This window comes from Delftia sp. PE138, assembly GCF_018320755.1.
GTDB classification, from domain to species: Bacteria; Pseudomonadota; Gammaproteobacteria; order Burkholderiales; family Burkholderiaceae_C; genus Comamonas; species Comamonas tsuruhatensis.
Genome location: NZ_JABEPN010000006.1, coordinates 279,139 through 292,638, shown reverse-complemented (window position 1 = coordinate 292,638; position 13,500 = coordinate 279,139). Strand labels below are relative to the sequence as shown.

The following is a 13,500-nucleotide window of genomic DNA, read 5'->3' as shown; positions in this document are numbered from 1 at the left end:
CGCATCGAGCGGGTTTATGCTCGCTCCCAGCCGCGGCCTGCCCGCCGCCGCGGCACAGACAGACAGCAAGAGATTCCCCCCATGATCGAAAACTCCCTCTGGCATCCCGTGGCCCAGGCCCACGAAGTTGTCGATGCGCCGCTGGGCGTGCAACTGCTGGACCAGCCCCTGGTGCTGTGGCGCGATCCGCAAGGCCAGGTCCGCGTCTTCGTGGACCGCTGCCCGCACCGTGGCGCACGCCTGTCCATGGGCCGTGTCGAGAACGGCCACCTTGAATGTCCCTACCACGGCTGGCAGTTCGCCGACAGCGGCCAGTGCGTCAAGGTGCCGGCCCTGCCCAGCTTCACGCCCCCGCCCTCGCAGTGCGTGAAGGCCTTCGAGGCACAGGAAGCCTACGGCCTGGTCTGGGTGCGGCTGGCCACGGGCGAGGAGCTCTCGACTGTTCCGGCCCTGGCGGCCCTGGCGGCACTGCCAGCGTTTGAAGCCGAGGCGGACGCGCACCTGCGCAAGCTCAACTGCGGCCCCTACGACGTGGCCGCCAGCGCGCCGCGCATCATCGAGAACTTCCTGGACATGTCGCACTTCGGCTTTGTCCACGAAGGCTGGCTGGGCAGCCGCGACGCCACGGCCATCGAAGCCTATGCCGTGGAGACCACGGCCACGGGCGTGCTGGCCACGGGCTGCAAGGCCGTGCAGCCGCAGTCCAACCTGCACTCCACCAGCGCGGCCGAGGTCGAGTACACCTACGAAGTCACGGCGCCCTATGCCGCCGTGCTGACCAAGCTGCCCGAATCCGGCACCACCCGGGCCGGATGGCGCGAGTCCATCGCCCTGTTCATCTGCCCCGTCACGCCCGAGACCAGCCGCGTCTGGTTCCGGCTGGCCGTGGCAGACTTCGATTCGCCCGACGCACAGCTGCAGGAATTCCAGCACACCATCTTCTGCCAGGACCAGCCCGTGCTGGAGTCGCAGCAGCCCAAGTGCCTGCCGCTGGACCCGCGCGCCGAAATGCACTCTGCGGCCGACCGCATGTCGTCCGCCTACCGCCGCTACCTCCGGGCCAGCGGCATCACCTTCGGAGTCTGCTGATGCACACCGTACCCGCCGTGGATGCCGCGCATCTGCCCCAGTTGCTCAAGGCCATGCCCAAGGCCGAGCTGCACATGCACATCGAAGGCTCGCTGGAGCCCGAGCTGATCTTCGCGCTGGCCCAGCGCAACGGCGTGAAGCTGCCCTATGCCAGCGTGGAAGACCTGCGCCGCGCCTATGCCTTCACCGACCTGCAAAGCTTTCTGGACATCTACTACGCCGGCGCCAGCGTGCTGCTGTACGAGCAGGATTTCTACGACATGGCGCGCGCCTACCTGACGCGTGCCGCGCAGGACAACGTGGTCCATGCCGAGATCTTCTTCGACCCCCAGACCCACACCCAGCGCGGCGTGGGCATGGAGACCGTGATCAACGGCCTGTACCGCGCCTGCCGCGATGCGGAGATAGAGCAGGGCATCTCGTCGGCGCTGATCCTGAGCTTTCTGCGCCACCTCAGCGAGGAGGACGCCTTCGCCACGCTGGAGGCCGCGCTGCCGCTGCGCGACCGCTTCATCGGCGTGGGCCTGGACAGCAGCGAGGTCGGCAACCCGCCCGAGAAGTTCGCCCGCGTGTTCGCGCGCTGCCGCGAGCTGGGCCTGCACCTGGTCGCGCATGCGGGCGAGGAGGGACCTCCCGCCTATATCTGGGGCGCGCTGGACGTGCTGCATTCCGAGCGCATAGACCACGGCGTGCAGGCCGCGCGAGACGAGGCCCTGATGCAGCGCCTGGTGCGCGACGGCGTGCCGCTGACCGTCTGCCCACTGTCCAACCTCAAGCTGTGCGTGGTGGCCGACCTGGCGCAGCACAACCTGCCGCAGCTGCTGGAGGCGGGTCTCAAGGTCACGGTCAATTCCGATGATCCGGCCTACTTCGGCGGCTACGTGAACGAGAACTACCTGCAGCTGTTCGCCGCCACGGGCATGAACTCGCAGCAGGCCTGGCAGCTGGCGGTCAACAGCTTTGACGCCAGCTTCGTCACGCCCCAGCAGCGCGCCCACTGGATGCGCCAGCTGGAGGCCGTGTTCGCCAAGTACGCAGCCCTGGCCTGAGTCCGCTCAGGCCAGCGCCTTCCTGAGGCGCTCGGCATGGTCCTGCAGCGCCTGCATGCCGGGCTCCTTGCGCGGCCAGCCCAGGCCCACGCCGTCGCCCTCGTGGCGCGGCAGCACATGCAGGTGGAAGTGGAAGACGGTCTGCCCGCCCGCCGCGCCGTTGGCCTGGAACAGGCTGATGCCTTCGGGGTCGAACGCTGACTGCACGGCCTGCGCCACGCGCTGGGCCGTGCGCATCACGGCGCCGGCCTCGTCGGGCGTGAGGTCCAGCAGGGTCACGGCATGGCGCTTGCTGGCCACCAGCACATGGCCGGGATTGACCTGGCCGATGTCCATGAAGGCGATGGTCTGCTCGTCCTCGAACACCTTGGCGGACGGGATCTCGCCCGCCACGAGGCGGCAGAAGATGCACTGGCCCGGGGGCGAGGTATCGACGAACATCGGCATGGTCTTGTACTCCTTGGTGGTTGCTGGGGGGTGGAATTTGCCGACGATCTTAGAGCGTGTTAAGCACTTTTAAGTACCCGCGTTGGTTCTGCGCGCTGGTGATCGCAAGGCGCAGTGCGCCGCCAAGGCTGGAGCCTTGGCAAGCGCTGCAACGCCGCGAGCGCCTGCGCGCAGAGCCAACCCTTCGGGAAAGCCGGGAAATGGGCCCGGCCCTTCGTTGCAGCACACTTGCGGTATGGCAACCGCGGCGCGCGCTGCGCCTCGTTCCGGGCCCATTTCCCGGCTTTCGCGGGCACTTAAAAGTGCATAACACGCTCTAGTAGACGGTATCTGCCGCCCCTTATGGCGGCCATAAGCGCAGGCCCAGGCAGCCCCCGGGGCCGCTGCCTATAATCGCGCCCCGCACCGGCCGCTGCCCACGGCAGGTGCGTTTTCATTTCCGGGCCATGTAGAGGAACACCATGTACAAAAACCTCGCAGCCGCAGTCGCGGCCGCAAGTCTTGTATCCACGGCCTTGTCCCAAGGCCATCCCGCCCCTTCATCCCCCGCAGGTTCCACGCCCCTCAAGGCGGCCTTCGTCTATCTGACGCCCGTGCTCGACGCCGGCTGGACGCGCCAGCACGACGAGGGCCGGCGCGCATTGCAGGCGGCCCTGGGCCCGCGCGTGCAGACCCGCGCCGTGGACAGCGTGCCCGAGGGCCCCGACGCCGAGCGCGTGCTGCGCGACCTGGCCGCCAGCGGCAACCAACTGATCTTCACCACCAGCTTCGGCTACACCGAGTCCGTGATGCGCGTGGCGCGCGACTTCCCGCAGGTGAAGTTCGAGTCGGTCACGGGCTTCAAGCGCGCCGACAACGTGGCCACCTCGAATGCGCGCTACTACGAGGGCCGCTATCTGTCGGGCATTGCCGCAGGCCGTGCCAGCAAGACGGGCGTGGCCGGCTTCGTGGTCGGCTTTCCGATTCCCGAGGTGCTGCAAGGCATCAACGCCTTCACGCTGGGCATGCGCTCGGTCAATCCCAAGGCCACGGTCAAGGTGGTCTGGCTGGATACCTGGTTCGACCCGCCGCGCGAGCGCGATGCGGCCATGGCACTGTTCAACGGCGGCGTGGACGTGGTGTCCTTCCAGGTCGCATCCACCGCCGTGATGCAGGCCGCCCAGGAGCGCGGCCGCATGGCGATTGCCTACCACTCCGACATGCGCAAGGACGGGCCCGACGCCCAGTTGCTGGCCGTCACCCACCAGTGGGGCGACTACTACACGGCGCGCGCCAAAGCGGTGCTGGACGGCAGCTGGAAGAGCCAGGACACCTGGGGCGGCGTGCGCGAGGGCATGATCCGCGTGGAGGGCTTCGGCCCCAGGCTGCCGCCCGCCGTGCGCGAGGAAGTGCTGCAGCGCCAAAAGGACATGGCCCAGGGCCGCCTGCAGCCCTTCAAGGCCGGCGACCAGCCGGTGCGCGACAACCAGGGCCAGGTGCGCATTCCTGCCGGCAAGCAGCTGGACGATGCGCAGATCCTGCAGATGAACTGGCTGGTGGAAGGCGTGCAGGCCACCCTGCCCAAGTGAGGTGGGACCCCTGGCTGCCGCCCTGGCGTAAACCCTAGGGTGGCGCCTGCCGATGGCGCCTATAGCGCTGCGGATATGGCATCTGCCTGTCCGCCCGCTAAGCTTGGCGGCATGCAAATCTACCGTTCCTCATTGCTGCGTTTTGCCGACGATGGCCAGGCGCTCTACGACGAAGACGGCCTGCTGGCCGTCGCCCCGGATGACAGGGGGCAGCAGCGCGTCGTCGCCGCCGGCAGCTGGCAGGCGCTGCAGGCGCAGTTCACCGGACAGCCGGGCGCCGAAGTCACCCATCTGCCGGGCCGCATCCTGGCGCCGGGCTTCATCGACCTGCACATCCACTATCCGCAGACTGATGTGATCGGCGCGCCTGCCGCAGGCCTGCTGCCCTGGCTGGAGAAATACACCTTCCCTCATGAGTCGGCCTTCTGCGAACGCGCGCATGCCGACAGCGTGGCCGAGTTCTTCCTGGACGAGCTGCAGCGCAACGGCGTGACCACGGCGCTGGCCTTTGCCACCTCGCACCTGGGGTCGGTCGATGCGCTCATGGGCGCGTCGCAGGCGCGCGGCATGCGCATGATCACGGGCAAGGTCCTGCAGGACCGCCACAGCCCCGACGGCGTGCGCGACCAGACCGAGCAAAGCCTGATCGACACCGAAACCCTGATCCAGCGCTGGCATGGCGTGGACCGCCTGGGCTACGCGATCACGCCGCGCTTTGCCCCCACCAGCACGCATGAGCAGCTGCGCGGCGCGGGCGAGCTGGCCGCCCGCTACGCCGATGTCTGGATCCAGTCCCATGTGGCCGAGAACCTGGACGAGGTGCGCTGGGTGGCCGAACTCTTTCCGAAGGCCCGCAGCTATCTGTCGGTCTACGACGACTTCGGCCTGATGCGCGAGCGCGCCGTCTACGCGCACTGCATCCACCTGGACGACGAGGACCGCGCCCTGATGCGTGAACGCAGCACCGCTGCGGCCGTCAGCCCCACCAGCAACCTGTTCCTGGGCAGCGGCTTCTTCGACTTTGCGCGGGCCGATGCCGCGCAGTTCCTCTACGGCCTGGCCAGCGACGTGGGCGGCGGCATGAGCTTCAGCCCTTTCCGCACCATGCAGGCCGCCTATGTGGCGGGCCGCGAGGGCCAGACCAAGCAGGGCCTGAGCCTGTCGCCCGGCAACCTGTGGTGGCAGCACACGGCGGGCGCGGCGCGCGCCCTGGGCCTGGCGGGGCAGGTGGGCAACCTGCAGCCGGGCTGCGAGGCCGACTTCGTGGTCATCAACCCGGCCTGCACGCCGCTGCTCGAGCGCAAGACCCGCCAGGCCGAGAGCCTGGACGAGCTGCTGTTCGCCATGATCATCCTGGGCGATGACCGCCTGATCGAGCGCACCGTCGTTTCTCAAGCAAAATAGCGCCTTTGCGCCAGTGCCCGGCCGGGTGCTGGCGCTTGACAAGTGCAGCTAGGGAACGAGGAATTGCCATGAGCATTAAGAGCGACAAGTGGATCCGTCGCATGGCCGAGGATCACGGCATGATCGAGCCTTTCGAGCCGGCCCAGGTTCGCAACGTCGATGGCCGCAAGATCATCAGCTACGGCACCAGCAGCTATGGCTACGACATCCGCTGCGCACCCGAATTCAAGGTGTTCACCAACATCCACAGCACCGTGGTGGACCCCAAGAACTTCGATGAGAAAAGCTTCGTCGACTTCGAGGGTGACAGCTGCATCATCCCGCCCAACAGCTTCGCGCTGGCGCGCACGGTCGAGTACTTCCGCATCCCGCGCAATGTGCTGACCATCTGCCTGGGCAAGAGCACCTACGCGCGCTGCGGCATCATCGTCAACGTCACGCCGTTCGAGCCCGAATGGGAAGGCTATGTGACGCTGGAGTTCTCCAACACCACGCCGCTGCCCGCCCGCATCTATGCCGGCGAGGGCTGCGCCCAGGTGCTGTTCTTCGAGAGCGATCCCGACGATGTCTGCGAGGTCAGCTACCGCGACCGTGGCGGCAAGTACCAGGGGCAGGTGGGCGTGACGCTTCCCAAGGCCTGACGACTTTGGCCCGGCAGACAAGGCCCGCAGCGAAAGCTGCGGGCCTTTTTCATCGCCGGGCCGCCCCAAGATGAAAAGCGGCCCCCTTGGGGGGCAGCGGCCCTTGCGCAGCAAGGGTAGCGTGGGGGTCATTCTTCATCGCCGGGCCGCCCCAAGATGAAAAGCAGCCCCCTCGGGGGGCAGCGGACCTTGCGCAGCAAGGGGAGCGTGGGGGGCATTCTTCATTCCACCAGCGCCAGGGCGGCGTCGATGCGCGAATGCGCGCCGCAGCTCTCGCGCCGTGCGGCGGCGGCCGTGGCCATGAGCCAGCAGACATCGAGCTGGTTGCGCAGCGCATGGCCTGCGGCAGGTGCCAGCCTTTCCCGCCATGCCGCAATGCGCTGCACGGCCTGTGCCAGGCCCTGGTCGCTGCGCTGTATGCCCACGCAGTCCTGCATGAGCTGGCGCAACTCCTGCGCGACGGCTGCCGTGTCTTGCTCCTGTGCGCCGGCCTGCAGGGTTTCGGTCGGCCGGGCCGGCGCCGGGGCAGCAGCCGGCTGCTGCGCGATGGCCCGGGCGGCCGCGCGGCCCATCACCACGCATTCGAGCAGCGAATTGCTGGCCAGCCGGTTGGCGCCGTGCAGTCCGGTGCGCGCCACCTCGCCGATGGCGTGCAGGCCATCGACATCCGTGCGCCCGTCGATATCGGCCAGCACGCCGCCGCAGGCGTAGTGGGCGCAGGGGGCCACGGGAATCGGCTGCGTCGCAATGTCGATGCCATGGCTGGCGCACAGGGCCATCACGCCCGGGAAATGCGACTGCAGCCAGGCGCGGGGCCTGTGGCTGATGTCCAGGTGCACGAAGGCCAGGCCATGGCGGTCCATCTCGTGCCGGATGGCCCGGGCCACGATGTCGCGCGGCGCCAGTTCGGCCCGCTCGTCATGGGCAGGCATGAAGCGCGTGCCGTCCGGCAGGCGCAGCAGGGCGCCTTCGCCACGCAATGCCTCGGAGACCAGGCCGGCCGCGCGGCCGCCCACCTGCAGGGCCGTGGGATGGAACTGCATGAACTCCAGATCACCCACGCGGCAGCCCGCGCGCCAGGCCATGGCCACGCCATCGCCCGTGGCGGTGGCCGGGTTGGTGGTGGCGGGATAGACCTGCCCCAGCCCGCCCGTGGCCAGCACGGTATGCGCGGCATGCCAGCGCTGCTGGCGGCCATCGGGCAGGCGCACCAGCGCGCCTGTGCAGTGCGCAGGCTGTCCTTCGGTCAGCAGGTCCAGCGCGCTGGTGTGTTCATGCAGATCGATGTTCGCGCGCTCCCGGCAGGCGCGCAGCAGGGCGGCGTGCACGGCCTGGCCGGTGCAGTCGGCGGCATGCACGATGCGGCGGCGGCCGTGGCCGCCCTCGCGCGTGAGGTGCAGGCCACCGCTGTCGTCGCGCGTGAAAGGCACGCCGTGGGCCACCAGCCAATCGATGGCGTCGGGCGCCTGCTCGAGGATGGCGCGCACGGCCTGCGCATCGCACTGGCCTGCGCCCGCAACCAGGGTGTCCGCCACGTGTTCGTCGATGCTGTCCTGTGCATCCAGCACGGCGGCAATGCCGCCCTGGGCCCAGGCGCTGGCGCATTCCTCGGCCGCGCCCTTGCTGAGCAGGGCCACGCGCAGATGCGGCGGCAGCGACAGGGCGGCGGCCATGCCGGCCAGGCCGGCGCCGATGATGAGTACGTCTGTGCAAGGCTGTGTCATGGCGCTGTCCTCAGGCGGGACCGAAGTGCTGGAAGAGCGCCGCATCGCGCGCAAGGTCGCCGCTGGCGCGCACGGGCTGGCGGTGGCCGGCCGCGAAAGCCAGCATGCGTTCGATGGGCCGGCGCGCGGCCTGGGCGATGGCGGGGTCCACCTCGATGGCGCACAGGCCCTGCTCCAGGGCCAGCTCCACGCCCTGCAGGCTGTTCATCGCCATCCACGGGCACATGGCGCAGCTCTTGCAGGTGGCGCCCTGGCCGGCCGTGGGCGCGGGCAAGAAGGTCTTGCCCGGGTAGCGCATGCGCATGTCGTGCAGGATGCCCTGGTCGGTGGCCACGATGAAGGTGTCGGTGGGCAGCCGGCCAGCCGCGTTGATGAGCTGGGTGGTGGAGCCCACCACGTCCGCCTGGGCGGCCACGGCGGCCGGCGACTCGGGATGCACGAGGATGGCGGCCTGCGGATACTCCAGTGCCATGGCGGCCAGTTCGTCGGCCTTGAACTCGTCATGGACCAGGCAGGAGCCATGCCACAGCAGCATGTCGGCGCCGGTCTGGCGCTGGATGTGGGCGCCCAGGTGGCGGTCGGGAGCCCAGAGGATTTTCTCGCCGCAGGCGTGCAGGTGGGCCACGATGTCCTGTCCCACCGACGATGTGACCACCCAGTCGGCGCGCGCCTTCACCGCCGCGCTGGTATTGGCGTAGACCACGACCGTGCGGTCCGGGTGGGCGTCGCAAAAGGCGCTGAACTCGTCTGCCGGGCAGCCCAGGTCCAGCGAGCAGCTGGCGTCGTCGTCTGGCATGAGCACGCGCTTTTCCGGGCTGAGGATCTTGGCGGTCTCTCCCATGAAGCGCACGCCGGCCACGATCAGGGTGCTGGCCTGGTGCTGGGCGCCGAAGCGCGCCATCTCCAGCGAATCGCCCACGCAGCCGCCGGTCTCGCGCGCCAGGTCCTGCAGTTCGCCATCCACGTAGTAGTGGGCCACGAGCACGGCATCGCGCTCGTGCAGCAGGGCGCGTATGCGCTCGGTGGTCCGAAGGCGCTGGGCGCGGTCCAGTTCAGGGGGAATGCGGGCCCATGCCTCGCCGATGCCGCACTGGCCGGCGTGGGAGAAATGGGGCTTGTCGTACTGCACGGATTTGAGCTGCATGGTGGCCGTCCGGGACTGTGGAAAAGGTCTGGTGATGGCTGCGAATAATATGCTCAATTTGAGTATTAGTGTGATGTTTTTTCCCGCACTGGTGTTTTGCGGCAGGCGGCAAGCCGAGGGGGCAGAAAGCGGCGCGGGGCCGTCTCAGCGCTGAAGCTGCACGTTGTTGCGGCCTGCGCCCTTGGCCTCGTACAGCGCTTCGTCGCCACGGCGCAGCATGGCGGCGGCCGTGTCCGTGGTGCCGCGCAGCGTGGCCACGCCCACGCTGGCGGTGACGGGCTCGCCGTGGGCCATGGGCGTGGAGGCCAGCAGTTCGCGCAGTTGCTCTGCAATGGCCACGGCCGCGTCGGCCGTGGTGTCGGGCAGCAGGGCCAGGAATTCCTCGCCCCCCATGCGGGCCAGCACGTCGGACTCGCGCAGCCGCATGCGGAAGGCGCGCGCCAGGGTGCGCAGCACGGCGTCGCCCATGTCATGGCCATGCTGGTCGTTGATGCGCTTGAAGTGGTCCACGTCGATGACGAGCACGCTCAAGGGGCGGCCGCTGCGGCGCGCCAGCGCCATGGCGAAGTCCAGCTGGAAATCGAAGCCCCGGCGGTTGAGCAGGCCCGTGAGCGGATCGCTGCGCGCCTGGTGCTCCAGCTCGGCATTGGCCTGCTGCAGCTGCAGGGTGCGCTCGCGCACCTGGCGCTCCATGGCCTCGTTGGCCGAGCGCAGCTGGGCAATGCTGCCGCGCAGCGCCTGCGAGAGGCGGTGCACTTCGCGGCTGCTGTGCAGCTGCGGAATGTCCGGCGCCGCGCCGCTGCCATCGATGCCGTTGGCCGCGCGGGCCAGGCGCTTGAGGTCCTGGCTGAGCCTTCGTGCCACCAGCCAGGCGATGACGGCGGCCACCAGCGCCGCCGCCAGGCCGCCGGCCAGCACCTGGTGCATGGCCTGGCGCGCGGGCGCATAGGCGCTGTCGTGCGGCTGGCGGGCCACGATGTGCCAGCCCATGGCCGTCACCCGGTTGTGGGCCTGCAGCGGCACGGTGGCCGTCAGAAAGCTCTGCGGGCTGTCCTGCCAGCGCGCCACCTGCACAGGCAGCAGCGTGGCATCGGACGTATCGGCAGACACGGTATGGGCCACCGGCAGGCGCTGGTCCAGCGCCTGCAGCGGCTCCAGGCTGTCGCCCGGGGCGTGGATGATCTTGCCGTGGCGGTCAAAGATGAAGAGGCCGATCTGGCGATCCCCGCTGTCGGCCTGCTGCAAGGTCTGCATGGTCTCTCGCACCCATTCCCAGCTGCTGTGCATGCACAGCACGCCCTGCGTGAGTCCGCCCACGCGGATGGGCGCTGCAAAGTCCATGAACCGGCGCGGCGCGCCGTCGGCCGGGGGCGCAAGCAGCGCGGCCATGCGCGGCGAGGAGGCACGCACGTCGCCCACATGCACGCGCTGCAGCCCCGGCTCGAACCAGGGCCGGTCGCTGACATCGTGGCCCACCAGCAACTGGTCGGTGGCGCTGCGCACCGTGCCCTCGGCGTCGGCCACACCTATCCAGAGGTTGGACGGCGTCAGCGAACGGGCGCGGTTGAGCAGCGCTCCCACGCCCGGGGAATCCAGCCCTTGCACCCACAGCTCCGGCGAAGCGGCCAGCACCTCCACGGTATGGGCACGGCTGAACAGCCCTTCAGACAACTGCCGCGCCGCGTTGGAGGCCATGGCATGCAGCGAGGCGCTGACCTCGCGCTCCATGCGCCAGCGCAGCAGTTCGCCGAAGGCCAGTGACATCAGCACCGTCACGCCCACCAGCAGCGAGCCGAAGACCAGGGCCAGTTGCGTGCGCAGGCCCAGGCGCTGCCAGCGGCCGGGCTCGGTGCTTGGGGGCGGGGCGGGGGAATCCGGGGGAGAAAGCTCGTTCAACGCAGAAATCCGTCGTCAACTGTTCTGAAGCGCAGCCCGGCGCATTGCCAGGCGGGTGGCCGCAAGGTCCCAGCCCCCCCATCCGCAGGATTTGAACAGCACCGGCACCTGCGGGCGCAGCCATTGCTCGCGCACCACCTGCTCCAGCGTGGGCAGGGCGGCCACGTCCATGCCCGCCTGCAGCAGATCACCGGCTTCGTGCAGCGCATCTGCGGTATCGACGACGACGCGGCCCGCCTGCGCAAGGCCCAGGCACAGGCTGGGCGCCAGCTCCACCATCTGCGGCGTGAAGGCGCCCACGGCCGAGACAAAGGCATCGGCGCGCGGGGCTGCATGCAGCACCACGGCGCGGGCCGGCGTGCAGGTCACGATCAGCGGGCAATGGCGCGCGGCGGCCTCCAGATCCTGCACGGCACTGGCCTGCAGGCCCATGGCATGCGCCTGGCTGACCAGTGACTGGGCGCTCTCGGCGCTGCGCGATGCCACCTGGACCTCGCGCACGCCCAGGCCTGCTGCAAAGGCCTGCATATGGGCCAGGCCCTGCACGCCGGCGCCCACGATCAGCAGCGGGCCCTGCGGATTGGGAGCCAGCCTTTGCGCGGCCAGCAGCGATACGGCGGCCGTGCGCCGCGCCGTGACCGTGGGGCCGTCCAGGATCAGGCGGCGCTCGCCCGTGGCCACATCGAAGACCACCACATCGCCCTGGATGGTGGCGCGCGGCGTGCCGGCATTGCCGGGCGTGAGGCTGATCAGCTTGGTCATGGCCACCTGCCCATCGGTGGCGGGCATGCAAAACAGGCTGCCTCCTGCGGGCAGTGGCATCACGATGCGCGGCGGCACCTGCACTGCCCGGGGCTGCAGCAGTACAGCCGCGATCTCTTCGGCCAGCTCCTTCCAGGGCAGCAGGGCGGCGGTGGCCTGCGCGTCTAGGGCGGCGGAGGAGTGCGTGCTGGAATGGCTCATGGCCGCGACTGTACACAGTAGGCGCGCGCAGGCCAATGCGCGATGTGTCCGGTGGTGCACCCAGGCCCGCGCGGGCTTGCGCAGGCACTACGATGTCGCCTATGTCACAAAAGCCTTCTTATCCGCGCGAGGAGCCCAGCTGGGACGGTTCGGCGCGGCCCGAAGCTCCCCGCAAGGAATCGGCCCCGCGCTACGAGCAGCAGCGGCGCGGGCCCGCGCCCGAACCGTGGCAGCGCGAGGAGCCTCCCAGCGAACAGGCACCTGCGCCCCGCAGGCCCGGCGAGCCTGCACGCGAGCGGCGCAGGCGCGGCGGATGGGGGCTGGGCCTGGCGGTCGTCGTCGGCCTGTGCATCGTCGCCGCGCTGCTGGCCGGCATGGTGCTGGTGGCGCGCGAGCAGGTACTGCGCAGCCAGGCGCCGCCCGTCACTGCCCCCATGGCGGTGCAGCCCGTGCGCTGATACACGCCGTATCATTGCCGGGACTGCGGACGCTGCGGCCCCGCAGGTTCCGACGTAATATCGCCGCCCGATGCTGCAGGCCGCAGCACAGATCCAGGAGCGAACACCATGAGATGGGAAGGCAACCGCGAGTCGGACAATGTGGAGGACCGCCGTGATGACGGTGGTGGCGGTGGTGGTCCCGTCTTTGGCGGGCGCAGCATCGGCATCGGCACCATCGTCATCGCCCTGGTCGGTGGCTGGGTGCTGGGCATCAATCCGCTGACCATCCTGGGGGCGCTCAGCGGCGGCGCGCCGGTGCAGGTGCAGCAGCCCCAGGGGCCGGCCCACAAGCCGCCGGCCGACGACCAGCTCGCCCGCTTCGTCTCCACCGTGCTGGCCGATACCGAGGATGTGTGGCGCGAGGTGTTCCGCCAGGGCGGCGCCCAATATGCCGATCCCAAGCTCGTGCTGTTCCGCGGCGCCACGCCCACGGCCTGCGGCACGGGCCAGTCCGCCATGGGGCCGTTCTACTGCCCTGCCGACCAGAAGGTCTATATCGACCTGGGCTTCTACGAGACGCTCAAGAACCAGCTGGGCGCGCCCGGCGATTTCGCCCAGGCCTATGTGATTGCCCATGAGGTGGGCCACCACGTGCAGAACCTGCTGGGCATCAGCGCTCAGGTGGACCGTGCGCGGGGCCGCGTCAGCAAGGTCGAATACAACCATCTGTCGGTCAAGCTGGAGCTGCAGGCCGATTGCCTGGCCGGCGTCTGGGCGAACCGCGCGCAAAGCGCACGCCAGATCCTGGAGCAGGGCGATGTGGAGTCGGCCATGAATGCCGCTTCCAAGATCGGCGACGACGCCCTGCAGCGCGCCGGTGGCGGCGCCGTCGTGCCCGACAGCTTCACGCATGGCACCAGTGCCCAGCGCCAGCGCTGGTTCAGCACCGGTCTGCGCACCGGCAGCGTCAAGTCCTGCGACACTTTCTCGGCCGCTTCGCTTTGAAAAATGACCCCCGAGGGGCGCTGTCCCGTCTCGAGGCGGTGTCCCGGCGATGAAAAAATGCCCGCATAGCGGGCCCTCGTACCGGGTTTTTGCGGGTTGCGCTCACGCAACGCCATGCTTGTCCAGGTGC

General features: G+C 69.3%; 12 protein-coding genes. 7 read left to right on the top strand and 5 right to left on the bottom strand.

Going from position 1 to position 13,500, the window contains the following annotated elements:
- Positions 1-81: 81 nt before the first annotated feature.
- Entirely contained in the window at positions 82-1,089 is a 1,008-nt protein-coding gene (locus HFGMBDPB_RS21215; protein ID WP_212646173.1) for an aromatic ring-hydroxylating dioxygenase subunit alpha, read from the top strand.
- Positions 1,089-2,138 (top strand): adenosine deaminase, encoded by a 1,050-nt coding sequence (locus HFGMBDPB_RS21210; RefSeq protein ID WP_212646172.1) that lies wholly within the window; start codon positions 1,089-1,091, stop codon positions 2,136-2,138. Before HFGMBDPB_RS21215 ends, HFGMBDPB_RS21210 begins: the two co-directional genes overlap by 1 nt.
- Positions 2,139-2,144: 6 nt before the next feature.
- Here HFGMBDPB_RS21210 and HFGMBDPB_RS21205 read toward each other — a convergent pair whose 3' ends face one another.
- On the bottom strand, positions 2,145-2,585 hold the full coding sequence (locus HFGMBDPB_RS21205) for an HIT family protein (RefSeq protein ID WP_046241129.1): 441 nt from the start codon (positions 2,583-2,585) through the stop codon (positions 2,145-2,147).
- 461 nt (positions 2,586-3,046) lie between these two features.
- On the opposite strand from HFGMBDPB_RS21205, the gene HFGMBDPB_RS21200 reads away from it, so the two are divergent.
- From HFGMBDPB_RS21200 to dcd, 3 genes are all read left to right on the top strand, one after another.
- Positions 3,047-4,153 (top strand): BMP family ABC transporter substrate-binding protein, encoded by a 1,107-nt coding sequence (locus tag HFGMBDPB_RS21200; protein WP_046241130.1) that lies wholly within the window; start codon positions 3,047-3,049, stop codon positions 4,151-4,153.
- 111 nt (positions 4,154-4,264) lie between these two features.
- The gene (guaD, locus tag HFGMBDPB_RS21195) at positions 4,265-5,557 is read left to right on the top strand and encodes a guanine deaminase (RefSeq protein ID WP_212646171.1); all 1,293 of its coding nucleotides are present in this window, start codon (positions 4,265-4,267) and stop codon (positions 5,555-5,557) included.
- A gap of 68 nt (positions 5,558-5,625) precedes the next feature.
- Positions 5,626-6,198, top strand: a complete 573-nt coding sequence (gene dcd / locus HFGMBDPB_RS21190) for a dCTP deaminase (protein ID WP_013803686.1) — start codon at positions 5,626-5,628, stop codon at positions 6,196-6,198.
- A gap of 221 nt (positions 6,199-6,419) precedes the next feature.
- On the opposite strand, the gene nadB is transcribed toward dcd, so the two are convergent.
- The 4 genes from nadB to HFGMBDPB_RS21170 form a co-directional block, all read right to left on the bottom strand.
- Positions 6,420-7,922: an L-aspartate oxidase gene (nadB, locus tag HFGMBDPB_RS21185; protein WP_212646170.1), complete on the bottom strand. Its 1,503-nt coding sequence runs from the start codon at positions 7,920-7,922 to the stop codon at positions 6,420-6,422.
- A gap of 10 nt (positions 7,923-7,932) precedes the next feature.
- Positions 7,933-9,066: a quinolinate synthase NadA gene (gene nadA, locus HFGMBDPB_RS21180; RefSeq protein WP_133073319.1), complete on the bottom strand. Its 1,134-nt coding sequence runs from the start codon at positions 9,064-9,066 to the stop codon at positions 7,933-7,935.
- A 144-nt stretch (positions 9,067-9,210) separates the two neighbouring features.
- Complete coding sequence (locus tag HFGMBDPB_RS21175; RefSeq protein WP_016449011.1) at positions 9,211-10,962, bottom strand: sensor domain-containing diguanylate cyclase; 1,752 nt, start codon at positions 10,960-10,962, stop codon at positions 9,211-9,213.
- A gap of 15 nt (positions 10,963-10,977) precedes the next feature.
- Positions 10,978-11,925 carry a delta(1)-pyrroline-2-carboxylate reductase family protein gene (locus HFGMBDPB_RS21170; protein ID WP_154835113.1) on the bottom strand — a complete coding sequence of 316 codons (948 nt, stop codon included), beginning with the start codon at positions 11,923-11,925 and terminating at the stop codon, positions 10,978-10,980.
- Between the two features lie 101 nt (positions 11,926-12,026).
- On the opposite strand from HFGMBDPB_RS21170, the gene HFGMBDPB_RS21165 reads away from it, so the two are divergent.
- Positions 12,027-12,383: a hypothetical protein gene (locus HFGMBDPB_RS21165; RefSeq protein WP_227472599.1), complete on the top strand. Its 357-nt coding sequence runs from the start codon at positions 12,027-12,029 to the stop codon at positions 12,381-12,383.
- 108 nt (positions 12,384-12,491) lie between these two features.
- Complete coding sequence (gene ypfJ, locus HFGMBDPB_RS21160) at positions 12,492-13,370, top strand: KPN_02809 family neutral zinc metallopeptidase (RefSeq protein ID WP_212646169.1); 879 nt, start codon at positions 12,492-12,494, stop codon at positions 13,368-13,370.
- The last annotated feature ends 130 nt before the right edge of the window (positions 13,371-13,500 follow it).